This window comes from Sphingomonas sp. PP-CE-3G-477 (genome assembly GCF_003050745.1).
GTDB lineage: Bacteria > Pseudomonadota > Alphaproteobacteria > Sphingomonadales > Sphingomonadaceae > Sphingomonas.
In genome coordinates this window covers 115,361-138,365 of record NZ_QAOF01000002.1, presented here as the reverse complement: position 1 = coordinate 138,365, position 23,005 = coordinate 115,361, and the positions used below count along the sequence as shown (strand labels likewise).

Below are 23,005 nucleotides of genomic sequence, written 5' to 3'. Positions count from 1 at the left end.
CTGAACGGCGCGTCAATCGTGCGTTCATTTTAGCCTGCAGCAAGCAGGGCGGTCAGACGCGCCATTCCCGGCGGAGCAGGTAGATATCCATGATCCAGCCATGCTCTGCGCGGAGCGAAGCGCGGGTGCGGACGATCTGCGCGCCGACCTGTCTCAGCGGGCCAGCGATCAACGACTGGTTCGGCATGCCGAGATAGGCGCCCCACCAGATCGCAATGCGTTCGTCTGCGAGCGTCTCGAATGCGCATCCGCCGTCGAGCATCACCGCGAGCGTATCCACCCCCTCCGGCCAGCCCCCTGCCCGCAACCGGCGCCCCGTCGTGATCAGCACCGGCGCGGCAAGCGTGTTGAGGGGAATGACGTGCGCGGCAGTGAGCACTTGAAGACTGGTGATGCCGGGTTCGACATGGACACGGATCGCCATGCCGCGCTCCCGCAACCGATCGGCGATCCGCAAACTGCTGTCGTACAGCGACGGATCGCCCCACACGAGCAACGCCAGCTTACCGCCGTTAGGCAGATGCGCGGCGATTTGGCCGGTCCACGCATCGGCGATCGCATCATGCCAGTGATCGACCGCATCGAGGTACGGCGAGTCCGGCTCGCGTTGCGGAAGATCGAACTCGACGATGCGCGTGGCGCCGGCCACGACGTCCGCGCAGATCGTCCGGCGAAGATCGATCAGGTCCGACTTCGCGTCACCCTTGCGCGGCAGGAGGATGAGGTCGGCAGCGTTCATCGCCGCGATCGCGGCCAGCGTGAGATGCTGCGGATTGCCCGTACCGATGCCGATGAGGTGAAGGTCGATCATTCCGCGTCCATCAGCGGGCCGTAGAGGATGAGCGCGGGCTTGCCGGAAAAGCCCTCCTGCAATCGCGCGGCAAGCTCTGCGATCGTCGAGCGCGCCAGGCTCTGGTCGGGGTGCCCGATATTTTCGGCAATCATCGCCGGCGTGTCGGGCGACAGGCCATGCGCGATCAGCGATGCGGCCAGCGCGGGGAAGGTTCGCTTGGGCATGAAGACCACCGTCGTTGCCTCGGGATCCGCGAGGGCGGCCATGTTGCGCTGCTCGGGCAGATCGCCGGTGACGTCGTGGCCTGTCACGAACTGGACGCGCCGCGCGCTGAGCCTGCGTGTGAGCGGAATCTGCGCAGCGGCCGCGGCGGCGCTCGCGGCGCTGATGCCCGGGACTATCTCGAACGGGATGCCTGCCGCTCGCAGTGCGACGATCTCTTCCTCGAGCCGGCCGAACATGCCGGCGTCGCCCGATTTAAGCCGGACGACGCGGATGCCGGTTCGGGCGTACTCGACGAGGAGTTGCGAGACGTGCGCCTGGCTCGGCGAAGGCCGGCCGGCACGCTTGCCGACCGCGACCAGATCGGCACCGTGGCGGGCGTGGCCGAGTACCGCCGAGGACAGGTCGTCGAACAATACCGCGTCCGCAGCCTGCAACCGCGCCACGGCCTTCAATGTCAGCAACTCGGGATCGCCAGGGCCCGAGCCGACGAAGGACACGAACCCCGTCATGAAACAGGCGCGATCATGTGGAAGAACGTACCCGTCACGCGTCCGCGACGGGAGCCCGTTTCCGGCACTGCCTCTCCCTGAGCATCCACGACATCGGCTAGTGGCGCGTCGGGCTGTTCGAGGATCGTCGAATAGTGGAACTCGTGCCCTGCGAGTTTGGCGCCCTGCGCGAAGCCCGCCATCGGTGCTAGCAGCGACGCTCGTCGATAGCCGAGATGCATCTTTCGCTGCGCATAACTGGTGACGAGGCCGAGCAGTCCGGCCATCCGGTGGCGTGTCCCGTCGGCGTCGATCAGCCCCTCGCCCAGCGCCATGTAGCCGCCGCACTCGCCGTGGACGGGGCGCGTCTCGGCATGCTCGGCGAGAGCGGCGTGGAAACTGCGCGCTTCGCTGAGGCGTCCGGCATGGAGTTCGGGATAGCCGCCGGGTAGCCAGACTATGTCGGCGTCGGATGCGGGCGCCTCGTCGGCAAGCGGTGAAAACCGCAGCACTTCAGCCCCTGCCCCGCGCCAGCCCTCCAGGACGTGCGCATAGGTGAACGAGAACGCGGCATCCTGCGCCAATGCGATCCGCTGCGCCGGGGGGCGGACCCAGGCTTCGTAGGGCACGGATTGCGCGGTCGTAGCGGCAGCTTCCCGGAGCGCTGGGATATCGACGTGCGCGCGCAGGAATGTCGCATACTCGTCGATCCGCGCGTCGAGGTCGGCGTGCTCGACCGCCTGGACGAGCCCAAGATGACGTTCCGGCAGCTTCAGGTCGCCGCGCCTCGGCAAGGCACCGAACACGCGGATGCCGACCGCGTCCATGCCGGCGCGCGCGAGACGTTCGTGCCGCGGACTGGCGACGCGATTGAGGATGACACCGGCGATCGGCACGCTGGGATCGTAACGGCTGAACCCGAGCGCGGTGGCGGCGGCGGACTGTGCCTGGCCGGAAACGTCGATCACCAAGACGACCGGCCAGCCCATCCGGCGAGCGATGTCTGCGCTGGCGCCGTTGCCGGTCTCGCCCGGTCTGGCAACGCCGTCGAACAGCCCCATCGATCCTTCGGCAAGCGCGAAGTCGGCATCGTCGGCCTTCGCCGCGAGCGTATCGAGCATGACGGCGGGCATCGACCAGCTATCGAGGTTGAACGATGCCCGGCCGCTCGCGGCGCGGTGGAACGCCGGATCGATATAGTCGGGGCCGCTCTTGAACGGCTGGACCGCAACCCCGTCGTCGCGAAGCGCACGGAGCAGGCCGAGCATGACGGTGGTCTTGCCGGTGCCCGAGGCTGGGGCGGCAACAAGCAGGCCTGGGGTCATGCCTCACCTCCGGCAAACTTCGACTCCGCCGATTGTGGGCGAAAGCGACGGTCATAGCCTTGCGCGTAGAGGCTGCTTTCGGCGAAATCCTTGGGCGAGATCGCCTGTCCGACGAGGATCAACGCGGTGCGGTCGGGCTTGCCTTCAATCGTGTCCGCGATCGTTGCGAGCGTGGCGCGTTCGACCTGCTGGTCGGGCCAACTCGCGCGCCAGACGATCGCGACCGGGCACTCGGCGCCGTAAGCCGGCGTCAGATCGGCGACGACCTGCGCGAGGTTGTGCACCGAAAGGTGGATCGCCAGCGTCGCCCCGGTCGCGGCGAACGTGGTGAGTTTTTCCGCAGGTGGCATCGTGCTGGCACGGCCCGGCGTGCGGGTCAGTACGACCGATTGAGCGAGTTCGGGGAGCGTGAGCTCGATCTCCAGCGCGGCGGCGGCGGCGGCGAAGGCTGGTACGCCGGGCGTGACCGTGAACGTGATGTTGAGTGCGCGGAGGCGGCGGAGTTGCTCGCCCATTGCAGACCATATCGACAGGTCGCCCGAATGGAGCCGCGCGACGTCCTGGCCGGCATCGGTTGCTGTCTGGATCTCGGCGATGATCTCGTCGAGCGACAAGGCCGCGGTGTTGACGATCCGCGCACCGGGCGGACAGTGATCGAGCATCGCCGTTGGAATTAGTGAGCCGGCGTATAGGCAGACCGGTGATCCGGCGATCCGATCGCGACCTCGCAGCGTGAGAAGATCGGGCGCGCCGGGGCCGGCTCCGATGAAGTGAACGGTCATGCTTCGAATCCTTCGGCGACCGATCGCGCAATGGCGCAGGTCGCCATTCGATCGAGCGAAATGTGACGGGGGGTCAGCAACCGGGCGCCTGGCCCCGCCGCGGCAAGTGCAGAGGCTTCGGCAACGCTGCCGGTGGCGCGCGCCTTGAGGCTGGCGGCAGACCGCGTCGACGTTTGTGCCGACTGCAACGCGCTGGGCGATACGGCGATCATCGGCACACCCATAGCCTCGGCTAGGGGCGACACCAGCGCCTGCTTGTCGTGCGGCGCGGCAAGCGCCGTGACCGGAGGGTGGCCATGTTGCGAGCTGGCGAGCACAGTGCGCAACGCGTCGAGCGTCGCGCCCGCCCGAAAACCGAAGCCGGCGACGATCACCAGCAGACGCTCCACTGGACCACGGGGTAGCGCGCGCGCCAGCCCCGACGCGACCCGATCGGGACCGCGTCGGACAGTTCGATGCGTAATAGCGTGCCGCCCTTCAGTCCTTGCCAGCGCGTGAGCCGCGTTTCGGATTCCAGCGTGACCGCATTGGCGACGAGGCGCGTTCCGGTGGAAAGCGTAGCGAACACGGATTCCAGGAGCGTTTCCGACAGACCGCCGCCGATAAACACGGCGTCAGGCCGTGCGTGGCCTTGGAGGATCGCAGGCGCCCTGCCCTCCACGACCGTCAGACGATCTACCCCCAGGGCGGCGGCATTGGTACGGGCCCGGCCGGCGCGGATCGGGTCGGCTTCGAAGGCGATCGCGTGCGTCGAAGGATGCGACAACAGCCATTCGATCGAGATCGAACCCGAGCCGGTGCCGATATCCCACAATTTCTCACCCGGCTTCGGGGCAAGGGCGGACAAGGTCAGCGCGCGGATCGGGCTTTTGGTGATCTGGCCGTCATGCTCGAACCACGCGTCGGGCAGACCGGTTGCCTGGGGCAACACGTTACCTGCGCCGGCAAATATCATGCCGATCGCAACGGGATGGGCGATATCGGCGAAATCCAGGTCGGCGGCGATCGCTTGGCGAATGCGTTCACGAGGGCCGCCAAGTGCTTCGAGAATGTGCAGGCGCGATCCTCCAAAGCCGAGCGCGCACAGATACCGCGCGAGAACCGCAACCGCATCGCCGTCACGCACCAGGACTAGCGCTTTGCGGTCGACCGCGATGTGAGGACGCAGCCGTGTAAACGGCGCGGCGTGAAGACCGAGGCATGGCGTGTCCTCCAGTGGCCAGCCAAGCCGGGCTGCGGCGAGACTGAACGTCGACGATACGGGATACACGATCCATTCGTCGGTAGGCAGATGGCGCGTGATCGACGTGCCTGCGCCGAACCAGAACGGATCGCCCGAGACAAGCATGACGACGTGGCGGCCGCGATGCGTGAGCAACCGCGCGATGCCCTGATCGAACGGTACTGGCCAAGGTTCGACCTCAGCCGTAAGATCGCCGACGAGCGCCAAATGGCGGGTCGCGCCCGTCACGATCTCCGCTTCGGCAAGCGCTAGGCGGGCTGGCGCGGAGAGGCCGGCGATGCCTTCTTCGCCGATCCCGACGATCGTCAGCCATGGAGCCTCAGCCATTCCGACCATCCTCGTTCTTGGCGGTACGACCGAAGCGAGCGCACTCGCCGCGATGCTGGCGGCACGTGGCGACGATGCGGTGCTGAGCTATGCTGGGCGTGTCGCCAGCCCAAAGGTTCAGCCGATCCCGGTGCGCGTCGGTGGGTTTGGCGGCGTCGATGGGCTTACGTCGTATCTGCGTGAGCACGGCGTGACGCATCTGGTGGACGCGACGCATCCGTTCGCGGCTCGGATGAGCGCGAACGCCGTCACGGCCGCGGCACGGGCAGGCGTTGCGCATATCGCCTTGACGCGGCCGCCCTGGGCTCCCGTGGCTGGCGATCGGTGGACGCGGGTGGCCGATATCGAGGCGGCGGTCGCGGCTCTGGCAGGCCCCGCGCGGCGTGTGATGCTGGCGTTGGGACGGATGCATGTCGATGCGTTCGGCGCGCAGCCTCAGCATGAGTATCTGCTGCGGTTCGTCGACGCGCCCGATCATCCGCCCGGGCTGCCGCGGCATCATCTGGTGGTCGATCGCGGGCCGTTCGATGTGGACGGTGACCGGCGGTTGATGGCGGCGCACGGGATCGAGGCGGTCGTCTGCAAGAATGCGGGCGGTACGGGCGCGCAGGCAAAGCTGGGCGCGGCGCGTGCGCTCGGGCTGTCGGTGATCATGATCGATCGGCCGGTCCTGCCGGATCGGCTGGAGGTGCAGGCCGCGGAGGACGTACTGCGCTGGATCGATCATGGCGCCGACCGCGGCGTATAGAGGATTGGGCCGGCCGCGCGTTCGATGATCCGCGTCAGGCTGGAGCCGATGATGATCATCGTGCGCATGTCGGCCATCTCCGCGCGCGCTTCGGGCAAAGGCACGATGCGGAGCGTTTCCTCGGGCGTGGAGACGGCGCGCGCGAACAGCACCGGGCGGTCGTCGGCGCAGGTCTCCCGGAGGATCTCGAAGATGCGGATCAGCGCATCCGGGCGCGCCTTCGATCGCGGGTTGTAGAACGCGATTGCGAAGTCGGCTTCGGCGGCTAGCCGCACGCGGCGTTCGATCAACGGCCAGGGTTTTAGATTGTCCGACAGGTTGATCGCGCAGAAATCATGGCCGAGCGGCGCACCGGCGCGCGCGCTTGCGGCGAGCATAGCGGTGATGCCAGGGAGCACGCGGATATCGAGGTCGCGCCACTCGCGCGGGCCGGCTTCGAGCGCTTCGAATACCGCCGCCGCCATCGCGAACACGCCTGGATCGCCAGAGGATACAACGACCACGCGGTGGCCTTGCGCGGCCAGCAGAAGCGCGTGCGTGGCGCGGTCGAGTTCGACGCGGTTGTCGGTCGGATGGAGCGTCAGGCCCTCGCGGGGGGCGACGCGGGCGACGTAGGGGATGTAGCCGATGACGTCGGTCGCGTCGGCGAGTGCGGCGGTGACTTCGGGCGTCACGAGCGCTTCGTTGCCGGGGCCGAGCCCTGCGACGGCGAGCCAGCCGGTCATGGGCGACGCCCCTGTCCATGGATCAGGAGGATCGCAAAATAGGGCGTGACGGCGTTCGCCTCGCACAGCCGCGTGACGCGCTGGTCGGCCATCGCGGCATATTCGACGAGCCATGCCGCATCCTCGCGGCCGGCGGCGGCAACGGCGCGGCGGAGCTTGTCGAGGTGGCGGCCAATCTTCATCACCACCAGCGCGTCGGTGTCTCGGATCCGGCGGACGAGGTCCTCCTCGGGCAGCGTACCCATCAAGACGGTCAGGACGTCGTCCCCCCAGGTGATCGGCGCGCCGCTGGCGGTCCAGGCGCCCGACATGCCGGTGATGCCGGGGACCACCGCGACCGGGGCGATGGGCTGGAGCCGGGTGTAGAGATGCATGAACGAGCCGTAGAAGAACGGATCGCCTTCACAGAGGACCACGACGTCTTCGCCTGCCTTGACAAGCGCGGCAAGGTGATCGGTGCACGCGGTGTAGAAGGCCGACAGACAGTCGTTGTAGCGCGGATCTGAGACGGGGATCTCCGTGGTGACCGGGTATTCCATCGCGAATTCGATCACGTCGTCGCGGAGCATGCCCTCGACGATCTTTCGCGCCTGGCCGGGACGTCCGGCCTTGCGGAAATACGCGACGTGACGCGCGCCGCGGACGAGGCTGTCCGAACGGACGCTCATCAGGTCCTGCGCGCCGGGGCCCAGGCCGACGCCGTGAATCGTACCCCCAGATCGCACGGGTGTCATTCGGTGCCGCTCGCGAGCGCGTTGATCGCGGCGACGGTGATCGCGCTGCCGCCCATCCGGCCTTCGACGACGACGCAGGGCACCGGCTGGTCGGTCCAGAGTGCCGCCTTCGATTCCACCGCCCCGACGAACCCGACCGGGCAGCCGATGATCGCCGCCGGGCGCGGACAATCGGGGTCCTCGAGCATGTTGAGCAGGTGGAACAGCGCGGTCGGCGCGTTGCCGATCGCGACGACGGCACCTGCGAGATACGGGCGCCAGAGTTCGAGCGCGGCGGCGGATCGGGTGTTGCCCATCGTTCGGGCAAGGTCCGGTGTTTCGGGCGCGTGGAGCGTGCAGACGATGCGGTTGTCGGCAGGGAGGCGCGCGCGCGTGATGCCCTCGGTGACCATGCGCGCGTCGCAGAGGATCGGTGCGCCGGCTTGCAGTGCGCGACGCGCCTCGACCGCGAAGGTCGGCGAGAAGCGCAGGTGCTGGGCGAGGCCGACCAGCCCGGTGGCGTGGATCATGCGAACTGCGACTGGTTCTTCCGCGGGCGAAAAGCGGGCGAGATCGGCTTCGGCGCGGATCATCGCGAAGGACTGGCGGTAGATCGCCGCGCCGTCGGTTTCATAGGCGTACGGCATTCAGGCGGCTCCGAAATGGGCGAGGATCTGGGCGGCGTCCAGACCTGTAACGGCAGGTAGTGAGCCCGCGCGCGCGGCATAGGCAAGGTCGTAGCGACCTTTGCGACCAGTGAGAACGATGTCGGCGGGGGCTGCGCGGGCGCATCCCTTGGCGCAACCCGAGACGTGCAGGCTGCCAGCGACGTGGGGGGCCAGGCGGTGGGCTAGTGCGCGAGTCTCGACAGTGGCTTGCGGGCAGGCCGGTGCGCCGACGCACGCGTCGGCGTGCAGGACCGGCGAAGATGGGTCGGTAATGAACTCGGCCGGGTTGGCCTGGAACGGCCCGTCCGCCTCGCAGATCACCACATGCCACGGCGTCATGCGGATGGCGCAGATGGGCTCGGCTTCGAGCAAGCGCGTCAGGGCCGTCGCTGCGATACGACCGAACGGCAGGCCGAGCGCCATGCCTAGCGGATGTGGGCCGGGCTCAAGCGCCGTGGCTGCGAATGCGGGGGGCGTCGTCGCGGTCGCCCACTCAGGGAGTAGTGCATCGTGGCGCGCCATGCGTTTATTGGCTCGGCCGCCGCTGTCGACGAACCAATGCGCGAGCGCGATCAGGCGGTCGACTTCGGTACCGTGCGATAGCGGTATGCCAAGGTCGCGGCCATCCGCGCGGAGGATCAGCGATCCGGACATGGCGCGTTCGATGCGGAAGTCTGCCGGGGCGTCTCTGAGCACGGGCGTTGGGCCAGCGTCGATCGCGAAGCCGACTTTGCCGGGTAGGTCCGGCAGTTCCGAGAGGCGGGCGCGCAGTTCTTCGACGACGCGGTGGGTGTCGTCGCCCACGCACCATTCGAGTGCGACCAGGATGTTCGCGCGCGCTTCCCGGACCGGGTCGGGCTCGATCAGGGCGAGGTCGAGAAGCGCATCGATCAGCGGTCGCCAGCTATCCTCCCGGACGCCGCGGATCTGGAGGTTGGCGCGGGTGGTGGCGTCGATCTGGCCGTTACCGTGCCGTGTTGCCGCTTCGCAAAGGCCAAGTGCCTGGACGCGCGTGAGGCGGCCAAGCGGTGGCCTTACACGGACCAGCAATCCATCGCCGGCCATCATCGGACGCCAGGCGTCGGGGCACCAGCCTTTGACGACGCCGTTGGTGACCGGCGCGGTCATACCGGCAAGTCCAGGCTCGCGAGGATCGAGTTGCGGCGGGTCGGCCAGAGATCGGCGGCATGGAGGGCGGCGAACCGCGCCTTCATCGCCGCGAGCGCGCCCGGGTTGGCTTCGGCGAGAAAGGCGTGGACGTCGTCGCGGCCCAGCGTGGCGTCGTAATAGAGGTCGATCAGTTCGGGACGGACCGCACTGGCGAGATGCGCGAAGGCGCCGAGATGATCTAGCGTTGCGGCGATCTCCGCGCCACCACGGAAGTCGTGGCGCATCATGCCGTCGACCCAGGCCGGGTTTGCCGCGCGGGCGTGGACGACGCGGGCGATCTCCTCGTTGAGCGGGCGGGCCTTGGCCTGGTTCGGATCGCGCGCGTCGAGATGGTAGAGCGTGGCGCTGCCCCCCGCGACCGATTGCGCGGCGGCAAAGCCGGCCTCGTGCGCGGCGTAGTCTACGGCGAGCAGGAGATCGGTTTCGGGCAGGTCCTGGACGTGGACGAAGGCATCGGCGGCGGCGACACGGTCGCGGATGCCGGTGGGATCGAAGCTGTCCGCGCCGTCGTCTAGGGCGTGGCTGGAGGCGGACAGCCAAGCTTGGCCCGCTTCCAGTCGCGCCGCTGGCGTGTAGGTTTCGGCGGCGGCGCCCATGCTCAGGCCGTAGCGGCCGGGTTCGGGGCCGTAGACGCGAGCGGTCGCGGGCTTGCCGACGAACGGGTTCCAGTCCTGCGGTTCGTCGCGCGCGGCGAGGGCCCGGACGGCTTGGCCGAACATCGTGCAGAGCGTCGGGAAGGCATCGCGGAACAGGCCCGACACGCGCAGGGTGACGTCGATGCGGGGGCGATCGAAGTTCGCCAGTGGCAGAATCTCGACACCCGTCACGCGGTCGGATTGCATGTCCCACACCGGTTCCGCGCCGAGCAGATGGAGCGCCATCGCGAACTCCTCGCCCGCGGTCCGCATCGTGGCGGAGGCCCAGAGGTCGACGACGAGGGTGCGAGGGTAATCGCCGTGATCCTGCAAATGGCGGCGAATGAGTTCGTCGGCGAGCTTCACGCCCTGAGTATGGGCGGCGCGCGACGGGACCGCGCGAGGGTCGGTGGTGTAGAGGTTGCGGCCGGTCGGGAGGACGTCGGCGCGGCCTCGCCACGGGGAGCCGGACGGGCCTGATGCGACGCGTTTGCCTTGGAGCGCCGACAGAAGACCCGCGCGTTCGGCTTCGCCATGTTCGCCGCGGCCGTAGATGTGGAGGCCGTCGCCATACTGGCTTTCCTTCACGTCGCAGACGAAGGTGTCGATGCGGGTGATCGCGTCGGCTTGGGACTGCGCGTCGTCGAGGCCCAGCGTTGCCGCGAGGCCGGTGGCGGTGGCTTCGTCGCGGATGTCGCGTTGCAGGCGGTCGCGCCGTGCCGGGTCGAGGCCGTCGGCGTTGGAGAATTCGTCGAGCAGCGCTTCGAGGCGGCCGAGGCCGGCGCCGGTGCGCGTGCGTTCGAGCGGGGGCGGGACGTGGCCGAGCGTGACCGCACCGATGCGACGTTTGGCTTGGGCCGCTTCGCCGGGGTCGTTGACGATGAACGGGTAGATGACGGGCATCGCACCGGTGAGCGCTTCGGGCCAGCAGGAGTCTGACAGCGCGACCGACTTGCCGGGGAGCCATTCGAGCGTGCCATGCGCGCCCACATGAACCAGCGCATTGGTGCCGCGCGCGTGGAGCCAGAGGTAGAAGGCGACATAGGCATGGCAGGGGCAGCGTGAAAGGTCGTGATATTCCTCGGCGCGTTGCTCGGTTCGGCCGCGTTCGGGTTGGAGGGCGACAAGCGCCCCGCCCTGATCGATCGCGGTGAAAGTGAAGTCTTCCGTTGGATTGCCCCAGCTTTCCTGGAGGTCTTTCTGCAGAGTTTCGGGAAGGTGCGCGAGGCCTTTGCGATACTCGGCGAGCGGCCAGTGGATGCGTGAGGTAGCGAGATCAGTTGCGTCGGGCGTGATCGCGTAGCCGGCTTCGGTGAGGTCTGCGAGGATCGCTTGCGTGGAGGCGAGTGCGTCGAGGCCGACGGCGTGCGCCATCTGGTATGCCTTGCCAGGGTAGGTCGAGAGAACGACCGCGATGCGCTGGTCGGCGACCGGCTTGCTGGCCAGGCTGGTCCAGGCTTCGATGCGCGCGGCGATGGCGGTGATGCGGGCCGGGTCGGCGCGGTGTTCGCGGCGCGTGTATTCGAGGTATCCGTCCCTCGCGGCAGCTTCCTTGAAGCTGGCGACACCGGCGAAGAGGCGACCGTCCACTTCGGGGAGGACGACGTGCATGGCGAGGTCGGCGGGCGACAGGCCGCGGGTGGCGCCGGCCCAGGCGGCGCGGTCGGAGGTGGCTAGCGCAATCTGAAAAACGGGCACGTTGGCACCGTCGAGAGGCGTGGTGTCGGAGACGCCGCGCGCGGAAAAGGCGGTGGCGTTGGCGATCGCGGCGGGTTCCAGCGCCTTGACCCAACGGCTCAGCCAGCCGGCCGCGTCCGGCGCTTTGAGCGAGGGCGCGAAGAGGCCGATGACGTCGAACCCTCGCGCGGAAAGTTCGGCGTGAAGCGCTTCGATCGGGTCGAGGTCCGCGGCGGTCAGGTATGAGCGGTAGAAAACGATCAGGATGCGGGGGCGTGTCGCGTTCAGGGCGAACGCGGCCGGGCAGGTCACGCCGTCATGTGGCTGCCAGCCGCCGACATCGGCGATCGCGCGGACGCCGGTGACCGGGCCGGCGTAGCAGCCGGCGGCCAGCGCGAACTGGGCCAGTGCCGCCTGCGCCGCGACTGCGCCGCCAGTGTCGCAGAGATGGGCCAGGCGGCGCAACGTGGAGAGCGGGATCGTCGAGGCGGCGTCGAGCCGCGTGTCGATGCGGCCGTCCGCTGCGAGGACGACCAGCGCGATGCCCTTCTCCCGCGCAAGGTTCTCGACCTGTTGCAGGCCGTAACTCCAGTAAGACCGCCCGCCGATCAGCCGGATCAGGACGCCCTTCGCGCCTGCCAGCGTCTGCTCGACATAGGTGTCGACCGAGAGCGGATGCTGGAGTGCGCTCAGGTTCGCGAGGCGTAGCGACGGCAATCGGCTTCCGGCTGCGTCCGCACGTCTCCAGCCCGCGGCGAATGCGCCGAGGTCACCGTCGGAGAAGGAGAGGACGACGAGATCCGCGGGGGATTGGGCGAGGTCCTGCGGGACCGCGCTTTCCTCCAGCCCGTGGGTCTCGCGGAAGACGACATGCATCGTGGGCCTCAGCCGTCCAGCGCGGCCTTGATGCGGGCCTCGTCGATCCGGTCGTGCTCGGCGATCACCACCAGCTGCGTGCGGCGCGGTTCGCCCGCGCGCCAGGGGCGGTCGTATTGCGTACGGACGCGCGCGCCGACCGCCTGCACGAGCAGACGCATCGGCTTGCCGGTGACGGCCGCATAGCCCTTCACGCGGAGGATGTCCGCGCTGCGGGCGAGGGCTTCGATCTTCGCGGTCAGATCGGCGGGGTCGGCGATCTCGCCAAGCTCGACGACGACGCTGTCGAAATCGTCATGCTCGTGATCGTCCTCGCCGTCGTGATGCGAGGGGCGGCTGGCGATGTCGTCTTCGGCGGCGGCGTTGAGGCCGAGGATCACGCGCGGATCAATGATGCCGTCGGTCAGGTCGATGACCGGCAGCGGCCGTGCGGACTCGGCGGCGATCACCGCGCGCGCCTTGGCGACGCCTTCGGGCCCGGCGAGATCGACCTTCGTCAACAGCACCAGATCGGCGCAGGCGAGCTGGTCCTCGAACACCTCAGACAAGGGCGTCTCGTGGTCGACGCTCGGGTCGGCGGCGCGCTGGGCGTCGAGCGCAGCGACGTCAGGGGCGAAACGACCGGCGGCAACCGCCTCGGCATCGGCGAGCGCGATGACACCGTCGACGGTAATGCGCGAGCGGATCGCGGGCCAGTCGAACGCCTTCAGCAGCGGCTTGGGCAGCGCGAGCCCGGACGTCTCGATCAGGATGTGATCGGGGCGCGGGTCGAGCGCAAGGAGAGCCTCGACGGTCGGGATGAAGTCATCCGCCACCGTGCAGCAGATGCAGCCGTTCGCCAGCTCGATCACGTTCTCGGCCGGACAATCGGGGATCGCACAGCCCTTGAGAATGTCGCCGTCGATGCCGAGCGTGCCGAATTCGTTGACGACGACGGCGAGACGGCGGCCGCTCGCGTTGCGGATCAGGTGGCTGATCAGCGTGGTCTTGCCGGCGCCGAGAAAGCCGGTGACGATCGTGACGGGGACCTTTGAAAGATCGGGCATTGATATTCTCCTGCGAGCACACGCACGCGCGACCAGACGGCCGGGCGTGTTCGTCGCTCAGACGGAGAACCGTGCCAAGATCACCCCCTGGATCGTGGCAAGAGCGACCGTTGCGCTGGCAGGTCTCCTGGCTCGCGGGTCGAAGCTCCTCGCACACCTTCCCAGGCCGTCGGCCCAGTGGCTGCCCATCAAGGGCGCGTGCGTGTCGCTCACCGCTTACAGTTGCAGGGACAGCCGCGGCATTGGAGGAGCGAACCCCTTCCGCACCGCATTCCCATTCAAGCCCCGAAGGGCACCGGCGCGATCAACGAGGTTCGGTGCAACCGACCCTCACGAAGGCGACCTAACGGACTTTCCGGCACGCCGCCAGCTATCCGTGCACGACTTCGATCTCGTCGAAGCGTTTCCAGCGGTAGATCGCGAAGCTCAGCACCCAGCAGAGCACGAACAGCCCGATGATCGCGAAGCCGAGGCCGTTGAAGTTCTCGCCGAGCGCCTCCGCCAGATCCCAGATGCCGCCGGTCAGCCCCAGCTTCGATCCGAGCAGCGCGAGCGTCTCGATCCCGCCGATCGCGATCGCGACGATCGCCGAGATCAGCGTGATGGTGATGTTGTAATAGAGTTTGCGGATCGGCTTCACGAACGCCCATTCATACGCGCCGAGCATGACGACACCGTCCGCGGTATCGACCAGCGCCATGCCGGTCGCGAACAGCACCGGCAGAACGAGCACGGTGCCGATCGACAGGCCGTCGGCGGCCTGGCTCGCGGAGAGGCCAAGGATCGCAACTTCGGTGGCGGTGTCGAAGCCCAGCCCGAAGAGGAAGCCGAGCGGCGCCATGTGCCAGCTCCGCGTGACCAGCCGGAACATCGGCCGGAACAGCCGCGCGAGCAAGCCGCGGTTGCCGAGCAGCAGGTCGAGATCCTCCTCGACATAGGTGCCGCCGCCGCGGACATGGCCGAAGGTACGCCACACCGAGCGCAGGATGATCAGGTTCATCGCGGCGATCGTGAACAGGAAGACGGCGGAGATGACGGTCGCGATGACGCCGCCGACCTGTTTGAACGCCTCGAACTGAGACAGCGCGCTGGCGGTGAGCGCGATCGCGACGGCGGCGATGAGGACGATCCCCGAATGGCCGATCGCGAACCAGAAACCGACCGCGATCGGGCGCTGGCCGTCCTGCATGAGCTTGCGCGTCACGTTGTCGATCGCGGCGATGTGATCCGCGTCGACGGCGTGGCGCAGACCCAGGCCCCAGGCGAGCAGCGCGGTGCCCAGCATCAGCGGTTGCGCGTGGAACAGCGAGAATGCCCAGCCCCACGCGGCGATGTTGGCAATGACCAAGCCTGAAAACATCCAGCCGATCCGCTTGCGGGTGGCGGCGTGCGTCGGTCTCTCGACCGGTCTATCTATCGTCGCAGTCGTCATGCAGAACTCCCCGGCGTCCGACGAGGACGGGGGCCTGCCGCGAGCGGCCGGGACACGCGAAGACCGGACGCCATGAGCGGCCGACGCGCGTCGCCGTGCGGCCCCTGCCGCGCGTGTCGTCGCTCAGACGGCGTTCACCGTGCCTCGGCCACCCCCTGGACCGGGACAAGAGCGACCAGACGCCGGCAGGTCTCCTGGCTCACGGGTCAAAGCTCCACGCCACGCCTTCCCAGGCTTTTCGACCCAGTGGCTGCCCTCTAGTCGAAGGGCCCGTGCGTCTCGCTCGCCGCTTACAGTTGCAGGGACAGCCGCGGCATTGGCAGGGCGAACCCCACCGCACCGCATTCCCAATCAAGCCCCGAGGGGCACCGACGCGATCATGCAGGCGGCGTTGATCCGCTGCCCGCCCGGTTGGGTATCCTGCTTTCGCGGCGCTGCCAATATGCGCCTCGGTCAAGCGTGGTCGCGAACGCCCCGACCGATCGGAAACAATTCGTAATTCAATTTGGCTTTTTCGCGGCACCGCGTCATGTTGATCGTCAATCGCGGAGCATCGTCAGATTCCGCGCACGGGAGGATGATTATGGGCAAGCGGATGTTCGCGGGCACGATTTCCATGGTGGCGTTATGCTGTGCGACCGCCGCGTCGGCCCAGCGCTATGGTCCGTTCAACGTCGCGGCGCCTGCTGGTGGCGACAGCCTCAAGACGGCGATCGGGGGCGATAGCGCTAGGCCGATCGACGCGCCGAGCTGGACGCTGTCGGGGTGGATCGAACCCCGGACGATCCGCGACGGCATCGTCCCGGTGGCGGGGTTCGGCGATATCGCGAACGGACCGCGACGCTATCTTGCGCTCGACAAGGGCCGCCCGAGCCTCATCACCGAAGCCGGCACGGTGATCGCGCCATCGCGGATCGCGGCTGGCAGCTGGCATCACGTCGCGGCGACGGTCGAGCAGGGTCAGGCGCGCCTGTACGTCGATGGGCGACAGGTCGCGCAGCGACGGATGACCACGGCGCCCGTGCCATCGGTCGCGACGATCGCGCCGTTCGGCGGGCGGGTTTCGGGCTTTGCGATGGAGGCGCGTGCGCTCGACGCGGGTGCGGTGAAGGCGCTTGCCACGACCAAGCCGGGCGCGTCGATCGTCTATCAGGATGCGAGCCCGGCATGGCCGGTTCAGGTGCGTCAATCGCTTGGCCAGACCACCCCGCAGGATGCCTGGACCCGGCCGGTGTCGAAGGCCCCCTTCCCCGCGCCCGTCGCCAAGCCACTCCCGACCGAACCCGCGATCGCACCGCTGCATGCCGGCGCCTGGACCGTCGCCGGCTGGCGGCTGGCCGAAGCGCCGAAGGTGACCGCACCCGGTGCCACGCTCAGCCGTGCGGGGTTCGATGCGTCGAACTGGTACGTTGCGACGGTGCCTGGCACGGTCCTGACGACGCTGGTGGATCGCGGGGTCTATGCCGACCCTGCGTTCGGTTTGAACAACATGACGATCCCCGAAAGCCTCGCGAAACAGGATTACTGGTACCGCACCGAGTTCGACGCGCCCGCCGCGACCGCGGGCAAGCGACAGATGCTCAATTTCGACGGCGTGAACTACAGCGCGGAGGTGTGGCTGAACGGGGCGCCGATCGGCACGATGAAGGGTGCGTTCGTGCGCGGCCGGTTCGACGTGACCGGCAAGCTGCTGCCCGGCCGCAACGCGGTCGCGGTGAAGGTGTCGCCGCCGCCGCATCCGGGGATCGCGCAGGAAGAGTCGCTGACGTCGGGCGTCGGCGAGAATGGCGGCATGATGATGCTCGACGGCCCGACCTTCGTCGCGACCGAGGGGTGGGACTGGATTCCGAGCATCCGCGACCGCAACATCGGCCTGTGGCGCGGCGTGACCCTGACCGCGACGGGAGCAGCAATGCTAGGCGATGCTCAGGTCGTCACCACCTTGCCCAAGGCGGACAACAGCGTCGCGGCAGTCGAGATCGGCGTACCCGTCGCGAACCATTCCGCGGGACCGGTGAGCGCCACTGTCCGCGCGGCATTCGATAACGTCGTAGTCGAGAAGCAGGTGACGCTCGCGCCCGGCCAGACCGCCAACGTCGTGCTGAAGCCTGCGGACTTCCCGCAGCTTATGGTGCGCAATCCGAAGCTCTGGTGGCCGAACGGCTACGGTGCCCCTGCCCTGCACGACCTGACCCTGACCGCGTCGGTGGACGGCGCGGCGAGCGACACCAAGCACGTCCGCTTCGGCATCCGGCAGGTCACGTACGACATCTCGCTGATGGACAAGGACGGCGACCTCGAACGGGTCGGCATCGACCTGTCGAAGGCGCGGCAGCGTGGCGAGCGGATCGTCGACGGCTCGCATACCGGTATCCGCAAGGTCGCCAATGGCTGGGCCGCGAGCCTCGTGCCGGGCGCCGAAACATCGCCTGCGGTCACCCGGATCAAGGACCAGGACGGCCTGACGCCGTATCTGGTGATTCGCGTCAACGGCGTGAAGATCGCCGCGCGTGGCGGCAATATCGGCATGGACGACTTCATGAAGCGCGTCGACCGGACGCGGCTCGAGCCGTTTTTCAAGTTGCACAAGGACGCGCATCTCAACATCATCCGCAACTGGGTCGGCCAGAACACCGAAGACACGTTCTACGATCTGGCGGACGAATACGGCCTGATGATCCTCAACGATTTCTGGGAATCGACGCAGGACTACAACATCGAGGCGCAGGACCCGGCGCTGTTCATGACCAACGCGACCGACGTCGTGAAGCGATACCGCAACCACCCGTCGATCGTCGTGTGGTTCGGCCGCAACGAGGGCGTACCGCAGCCGATCCTCAACGAGGCGCTGGAGACGCTGATCGACAAGGAGGACGGCACGCGGCTGTACATGGGGTCGTCCAACCGGGTGAACCTGCAGAACTCCGGACCGTATAACTGGCGTCCGCCGGTCGAGTATTTCACCGAGCATGCCAAGGGTTTCTCGGTCGAGAGCGGCACCCCGTCGCTGCCGACGCTGGAGGCGTGGAAGCGTGCGATGGCGCCGGCCGATCAATGGCCGATCAGCGATGCTTGGGCGTATCACGACTGGCACCAGACCGGGAACGGCGCGGTGAAGACGTATATGGACGTGCTCGCCACGCGCTTCGGCCCCGGCACCAGCCTCGAGGATTTCGAGCGCAAGGCGCAGATGATGCAGTATGAATCGTACCGCGCGATCTTCGAGGGGATGAACGCGAAGCTGTGGACGGAGCATAGCGGCCGGATGCTGTGGATGACGCAGCCCGCCTGGCCGTCGTCGGCGTGGAACATCTTCAGTTCGGACTATGACACGCAGGCCTCGTTCTACGGTGTGAAGAAGGCATCCGAGCCGGTCCATGTCCAGATGAACCTGCCCGACTGGAAGGCCGTGCTGGTCAATAACGGGCTCACCTCGCTGCGCGGCGTCACCGTGAAGGCGAAGGTGGTCGGGCTCGACAACCGGACGATCGCCGAGAAGTCCGCGACGATCACCGCCACCGGTGAGGCGGCGAGCGATGCGTTCACGCTGGATGCCAAGGCGGCGACCGCGAACGGCGTCGCGCTCGTCCGGCTGGAGGCGAGCGATGCGGCGGGCAAGCTGTTGTCGACCAACTTCTACTGGCAGGCGGCCAACGATGCGCAGTTCCAGGCGCTGAACGGTCTCGCGGCGGTGACGCTCGACACGGCATCGGCGACGCGGGTCGACGGCGCGGACACGGTGACCATTGTGACGTTGCGCAATACCAGCGCGACGCCCGCGATCGAGACCAAGCTGACGGTGATGAACGCCGACGGCTCGCAGGTCCTGCCTGCCTATTTCAGCGACAACTACGTATCCCTGCTGCCGGGTGACGTACGCACCGTCGAGATCCGCTATCCAACGGCCAAGGCTTCCGCCGCGCATGTCGCGCTGCGTGGGTGGAACGTTGCAGGAGGGATGGTACGATGAAGGCGCTGGTATTGGTCGCGGCGGTGCTCGGGGCGACACCCGCCGTGGCGCAATCCGTCGTTTCGCCCGATGGGCGGATCGCCGTCACGCTCGGGACCAACGCCGCGGCGCAACCGACCTACCGGGTCGCCGTGGCCGGTCGCGAAGTCGTGGCGCCCTCGACGCTGGGGCTCGAGTTCGAGCGGTATGCCAAGCTGTCTAACGGGTTGAAGGTCATCGGCGTCGGCCGGCGGCGCGGCGAGGATCGCTACACCTTGCGTGCCGGCAAGACGTCGTCGGTCGCGGAGCGGTATAACGAGATCGTCGTCCATCTCGCCGAGCCCGATGGCAAGACGCGACGGCTCGACGTGATCGTCCGTGCGTACGACACCGGGACGGCGCTGCGCTATGTCGTGCCGACGCAGCCGAACCTGACGTCGCTGCGGATCGTCAACGAACTGACGCAGGTCGCTTTCCCGGCGGACTATGATTGCACCGGGCTCAACCTCGGGACCTTCGGGACGAGCCATGAGGGCGAATATGATCCGGTGAAGGCGTCGGCGATCCGTCGGCACAATCTGTACGAACTGCCGCTGGTGTGCCGCACCGGCGAGGGCGGGCCGACGCTGGCCTTCGCGGAGGCCGACGTGACCGGATGGCCGACGATGTACCTGACCGGCACCGAAACCGGCGCGCTGGGCGTCGACACCAAGCTGTCGCGGCGGATCGACGAGCCGGGGATCGCGGTCAAGGCGGACGTCGGGACCGGCATCCGGTCGCCGTGGCGGGTGATCATGGTCGGCGCGAACCCCGGCACGCTGATCGAGAACACGCTGCTCACCAGCCTGAACCCCGCGCCGAAGGGGGATTTCAGCTGGGTGAAGCCCGGCAAGACCGCGTGGGACTGGTGGTCCGGGCCGATCCTGGCGAGCGTGCCCAAGGCGAGCACCAACGACGCGACGATCCGCGGCTATATCGATTTCGCGCAGTCGATGACGCTGCCGTACATGATGATCGACGACGGCTGGTACGTGAACAGCGGCGACGGCGGCACGCTCAATCCGGGGGCCGACCCGACCAGGCCGATCGCCGCCGTGAACCTGCCCGCGCTGGTCGACTATGGGCGCAAGCGCGGCGTCGGGCTGATCGTGTGGATCCACTGGAAGCTGCTCGATACCAACATGGAGCGTATCCTGGCGCAGGTCGAGGCGTGGGGGATCAAGGGCATCAAGGTCGATTTCATGGACCGCGACGACCAGGATATGATCGCCTATTATCACCGCCTCGCCGAGGCGACTGCGCGGCATCACCTGCTGCTCGACCTGCACGGCGCGACGCACCCGTGGGGGATGACGCGGACCTGGCCGAACTTCCTGACGCAGGAAGGCGTGCTGGGGGCGGAATACAACAAGTGGACGCGGCGGATCACGGCGCGGCACAACGTGACGCTCGCTTATACGCGGATGCTCGGCGGGCCGATGGACTATACGCCGGGCGGGTATCGCAATCGTACGCTGGGGACGTTCGCGCCGCATCCCGTGGGCCCCGAGGTGCAGACGACGCGAGGGCAGACGCTCGCCATGTACGTCGTGTACGAAAGCCCGCTCGGGTCGATCGCCGACAGTCCCGATGCGTATCGTGGCCAGTCGGGGCTCGATTTCCTTGCCGCGGTGCCGGCGACGTGGGACGAGACGCGGTTCCTGAGCGGCGAACTCGGCGAGCACATCGCGGTAGCAAGGCGGAGCGGCAAGACCTGGTATGTCGGGGCGATGACCGATGCCGCGCGGACGATCACGCTGCCGCTCGCGTTCCTCGGGACCGGCCGTTATCGCACGCGGACCTGGACCGACGGCGCGACCCCGACCAACCTCGTTACCGCGACCCGCACGGTGACCGCGCGCGACACCCTGACCTTGACACTGGCCGCGTCCGGAGGCGCCGCCGCCATGATGGAGCCTGTTCGATGACCATGACGACATACGCCCGGATCGCCCTTGCCGGCATGATCGCAATGACCGGCACGGCAGCGACCGCGCAGACCGACGCGGACAAGCAGCGCGAGGCGCAGGCGGCCGAGACTCGGCTGCACGAGGACTGGGCGTGGCTGGGCCGCTATCAGTCCGCCAACGCCGCGTTGCCCAAGCCCGGCAACCACCGCGTCGTCTTCATCGGCGATTCGATCACGCAGGGGTGGTTCGACATGGTCCCGTCGTTCTTCGCCGACGACCGGATGGGTCGCGGGATCGGCGGGCAGACCACGCCGCAGATGCTGCTCCGCTTTCGGCAGGACGTCGTCGACCTCCACCCGGCGGTGGTCCAGATCATGGGCGGCACCAACGACATCGCCAGCAATACCGGACCGATGACGCCCGAGCAGACCAAGGCGAACATCATGTCGATGGCCGATCTCGCGCGCGCCAACAACATCCGCGTGATCTTCGCCTCGATCCCGCCGGCGGACCGGTTTCCGTGGCGGCCCGGGCTGGCGACGGCACCGAAGATCGCCGCGATGAACGCGTGGCTGAAGGACTATGCGGCGAAGATCGGCGCGACCTATGCCGATTACTGGGGTGCGCTGCACGACGGCGACGCGACGCGTGCCTCGCTGACCTATGACGGGGTACATCCGAACAAGGCAGGCTATGCGGCGATGGCACCGGTCGCCGAAGCCGCGATCCGCACCGCGCTCGCCAAGCCGGCCCCGCGAGGCCTGCGATGATCCTGGCGCTGGCCTTGGCCGCGGCGCCGGTCGTCCGCACGGATGATGGACCGGTCCGTGGCCAAGCAGTACCCGGCGGAACGAGCGTGTTTCGCGGCATCCGGTTCGCGAAGGCACCCGCGGGGCCGCTCCGCTGGCGTGCGCCCGAGCGGCCTGCGAAATGGACCGAGCCGATCGACGCGGTCGCCGAGCATGCTGCCTGTCCGCAGGGCGATTACGGCGAATGGAACCGTACGGCCGCGCAGCATGGTTCGGAGGATTGCCTGTTCCTCGACGTCCGCACGCCGGCGCTGTCGCCCGCCAAGCCCCTGCCCGTGCTGGTCTGGATCCACGGCGGCGCCAATCGAGGCGGCGCGGGCAGCGGCACGGTCGAATCCGCGATCACCGACCGCGGCATCGTGCTGGTCAGCATCCAGTACCGACTGGGCGCGCTCGGATTCCTGTCGCACCCCGCGCTCAGCCGCGAACAGGGCGGGCATTCGGGCAATTACGCGCTGATGGACCAGCAGGCGGCGCTCGGCTGGGTCAAGCGCAACATCGCACGGTTCGGGGGCGATCCGGCGCGCGTCACGATCTCGGGCGAATCCGCCGGAGCGCAGGACGTCGCGCTTCACCGACTGGCGCCGGCATCGCGCGGCCTGTTCGCGCAGGCGATCGAGGAAAGCGGTACGCCGGGCTTCGGCGTGGCACCGCGCAGCCTTGCGCAGAACGAGCGGCTGGGATCGCTGATCGCGACCGCCGCCGGGTTGCCCGAGACCGCGACGGCGGCGCAACTCCGTGGCTTGTCGGTCGACCGGTTGCTCGCGGTGCAGGACAAGGTCGACGTTCCCGATCTCGACGACGACAGTTTCATCTGGTTGCAGGCGGTGGTCGACGGCCGCGTTCTCACCGACACCCCCGCGCATCTGCTGGCGAACGGCCACGTCGATCGTGCACCGCTGGTGATCGGCGTGAACGCGCGCGAACTCGGCTTGCATGGTGGCCGCCCCGCAGCCGAGGCGACCGTGCGCAGCGAGTTCGGTGCCAACGCCGGCAAGGCGCTCGCCTTTTACGACCTCAACCCCGGCGGCAAGCCCGTCGACGATCCGCGCCTCGGCGACGTGACCGCGCAGTTGGCGACCGATCTGACGTTCCGCTGCCCGACCGTCGCGGTCTCGAAGGCGCTGACCCGCGTCGGCGTGCCCGTCTGGCAATATCAGTTCGACTATGCCCCGCCCGGCGGCACCGTAAGCCATTCGAGCGAGATCGGATATCTGTTCAACCCGCCGAAACCCGGCCAGCCGCCGTTGCAGGCCTATTGGGTGAACTTCGTGAAGACGGGGAACCCGAACGGTGGCGCACTCCCGCAATGGGCGCGATATTCGAATGGCACGCGGGACTATATGGCGTTCGACCAAACCGGGCCGGTGTCGCGCCGGGATCTGCGCGGCGCCATTTGCGGCCTACGCGATACGCCCTGACCCG

Annotated in this window: 18 protein-coding genes and 2 riboswitches; of the genes, 5 read left to right on the top strand and 13 right to left on the bottom strand. The window is 68.0% G+C overall.

Going from position 1 to position 23,005, the window contains the following annotated elements:
- Window positions 1–52: 52 nt before the first annotated feature.
- From cobF to cbiE, 6 genes are read right to left on the bottom strand one after another with little or no spacing between them, the layout of a single operon-like run.
- Window positions 53–811 carry a precorrin-6A synthase (deacetylating) gene (cobF, locus tag C8J45_RS05980; RefSeq protein WP_107962381.1) on the bottom strand — a complete coding sequence of 253 codons (759 nt, stop codon included), beginning with the start codon at window positions 809–811 and terminating at the stop codon, window positions 53–55.
- Complete coding sequence (gene cobA, locus C8J45_RS05975; RefSeq protein ID WP_107962380.1) at window positions 808–1,527, bottom strand: uroporphyrinogen-III C-methyltransferase; 720 nt, start codon at window positions 1,525–1,527, stop codon at window positions 808–810. Before cobA ends, cobF begins: the two co-directional genes overlap by 4 nt.
- Entirely contained in the window at window positions 1,524–2,831 is a 1,308-nt protein-coding gene (locus C8J45_RS05970; protein ID WP_107962379.1) for a cobyrinate a,c-diamide synthase, read from the bottom strand. Before C8J45_RS05970 ends, cobA begins: the two co-directional genes overlap by 4 nt.
- Entirely contained in the window at window positions 2,828–3,613 is a 786-nt protein-coding gene (cobM, locus tag C8J45_RS05965; protein WP_107962378.1) for a precorrin-4 C(11)-methyltransferase, read from the bottom strand. Before cobM ends, C8J45_RS05970 begins: the two co-directional genes overlap by 4 nt.
- Window positions 3,610–4,002 (bottom strand): cobalamin biosynthesis protein, encoded by a 393-nt coding sequence (locus tag C8J45_RS05960; protein WP_258191322.1) that lies wholly within the window; start codon window positions 4,000–4,002, stop codon window positions 3,610–3,612. Before C8J45_RS05960 ends, cobM begins: the two co-directional genes overlap by 4 nt.
- Window positions 3,984–5,192, bottom strand: coding sequence for a precorrin-6y C5,15-methyltransferase (decarboxylating) subunit CbiE (cbiE, locus tag C8J45_RS05955; RefSeq protein ID WP_374956424.1), 1,209 nt, complete (start codon window positions 5,190–5,192; stop codon window positions 3,984–3,986). The genes C8J45_RS05960 and cbiE overlap by 19 nt, the downstream gene beginning before the upstream one ends.
- Between cbiE and C8J45_RS05950 the strand changes: the two genes are divergently transcribed.
- Window positions 5,182–5,931 carry a cobalt-precorrin-6A reductase gene (locus C8J45_RS05950; RefSeq protein ID WP_107962611.1) on the top strand — a complete coding sequence of 250 codons (750 nt, stop codon included), beginning with the start codon at window positions 5,182–5,184 and terminating at the stop codon, window positions 5,929–5,931. The genes cbiE and C8J45_RS05950 overlap by 11 nt on opposite strands.
- Here C8J45_RS05950 and cobJ read toward each other — a convergent pair.
- From cobJ to C8J45_RS05915, 7 genes are all read right to left on the bottom strand, one after another.
- Window positions 5,907–6,656: a precorrin-3B C(17)-methyltransferase gene (cobJ, locus tag C8J45_RS05945; protein WP_107962376.1), complete on the bottom strand. Its 750-nt coding sequence runs from the start codon at window positions 6,654–6,656 to the stop codon at window positions 5,907–5,909. The genes C8J45_RS05950 and cobJ overlap by 25 nt on opposite strands.
- Window positions 6,653–7,390 (bottom strand): precorrin-2 C(20)-methyltransferase, encoded by a 738-nt coding sequence (gene cobI, locus C8J45_RS05940; RefSeq protein WP_107962375.1) that lies wholly within the window; start codon window positions 7,388–7,390, stop codon window positions 6,653–6,655. The genes cobJ and cobI overlap by 4 nt, the downstream gene beginning before the upstream one ends.
- Window positions 7,387–8,016, bottom strand: a complete 630-nt coding sequence (locus tag C8J45_RS05935; protein WP_107962374.1) for a precorrin-8X methylmutase — start codon at window positions 8,014–8,016, stop codon at window positions 7,387–7,389. The genes cobI and C8J45_RS05935 overlap by 4 nt, the downstream gene beginning before the upstream one ends.
- The gene (locus tag C8J45_RS05930; protein ID WP_107962373.1) at window positions 8,017–9,165 is read right to left on the bottom strand and encodes a cobalamin biosynthesis protein CobG; all 1,149 of its coding nucleotides are present in this window, start codon (window positions 9,163–9,165) and stop codon (window positions 8,017–8,019) included.
- Window positions 9,162–12,395, bottom strand: a complete 3,234-nt coding sequence (cobN, locus tag C8J45_RS05925) for a cobaltochelatase subunit CobN (protein ID WP_107962372.1) — start codon at window positions 12,393–12,395, stop codon at window positions 9,162–9,164. The genes C8J45_RS05930 and cobN overlap by 4 nt, the downstream gene beginning before the upstream one ends.
- An 8-nt stretch (window positions 12,396–12,403) precedes the next feature.
- Window positions 12,404–13,441, bottom strand: coding sequence for a cobalamin biosynthesis protein CobW (cobW, locus tag C8J45_RS05920; RefSeq protein ID WP_107962371.1), 1,038 nt, complete (start codon window positions 13,439–13,441; stop codon window positions 12,404–12,406).
- Window positions 13,442–13,540: 99 nt separating this feature from the next.
- A riboswitch (cobalamin riboswitch) is annotated at window positions 13,541–13,756 on the bottom strand.
- Between the two features lie 55 nt (window positions 13,757–13,811).
- Complete coding sequence (locus C8J45_RS05915) at window positions 13,812–14,801, bottom strand: HoxN/HupN/NixA family nickel/cobalt transporter (RefSeq protein ID WP_107962610.1); 990 nt, start codon at window positions 14,799–14,801, stop codon at window positions 13,812–13,814.
- Window positions 14,802–15,039: 238 nt separating this feature from the next.
- Window positions 15,040–15,261, bottom strand: a riboswitch (cobalamin riboswitch).
- Between the two features lie 195 nt (window positions 15,262–15,456).
- On the opposite strand from C8J45_RS05915, the gene C8J45_RS05910 reads away from it, so the two are divergent.
- Genes C8J45_RS05910 through C8J45_RS05895 form a run of 4 tightly spaced genes read left to right on the top strand, consistent with a single transcriptional unit; the run spans window position 15,457 to window position 23,001 of the window.
- Entirely contained in the window at window positions 15,457–18,843 is a 3,387-nt protein-coding gene (locus C8J45_RS05910) for a LamG-like jellyroll fold domain-containing protein (RefSeq protein ID WP_107962370.1), read from the top strand.
- The gene (locus C8J45_RS05905) at window positions 18,840–20,789 is read left to right on the top strand and encodes a glycoside hydrolase family 97 protein (protein ID WP_107962369.1); all 1,950 of its coding nucleotides are present in this window, start codon (window positions 18,840–18,842) and stop codon (window positions 20,787–20,789) included. The genes C8J45_RS05910 and C8J45_RS05905 overlap by 4 nt, the downstream gene beginning before the upstream one ends.
- Window positions 20,786–21,541 (top strand): GDSL-type esterase/lipase family protein, encoded by a 756-nt coding sequence (locus C8J45_RS05900; protein WP_308811333.1) that lies wholly within the window; start codon window positions 20,786–20,788, stop codon window positions 21,539–21,541. Before C8J45_RS05905 ends, C8J45_RS05900 begins: the two co-directional genes overlap by 4 nt.
- Window positions 21,538–23,001: a carboxylesterase/lipase family protein gene (locus tag C8J45_RS05895; protein ID WP_107962367.1), complete on the top strand. Its 1,464-nt coding sequence runs from the start codon at window positions 21,538–21,540 to the stop codon at window positions 22,999–23,001. Before C8J45_RS05900 ends, C8J45_RS05895 begins: the two co-directional genes overlap by 4 nt.
- Window positions 23,002–23,005: the final 4 nt, after the last annotated feature.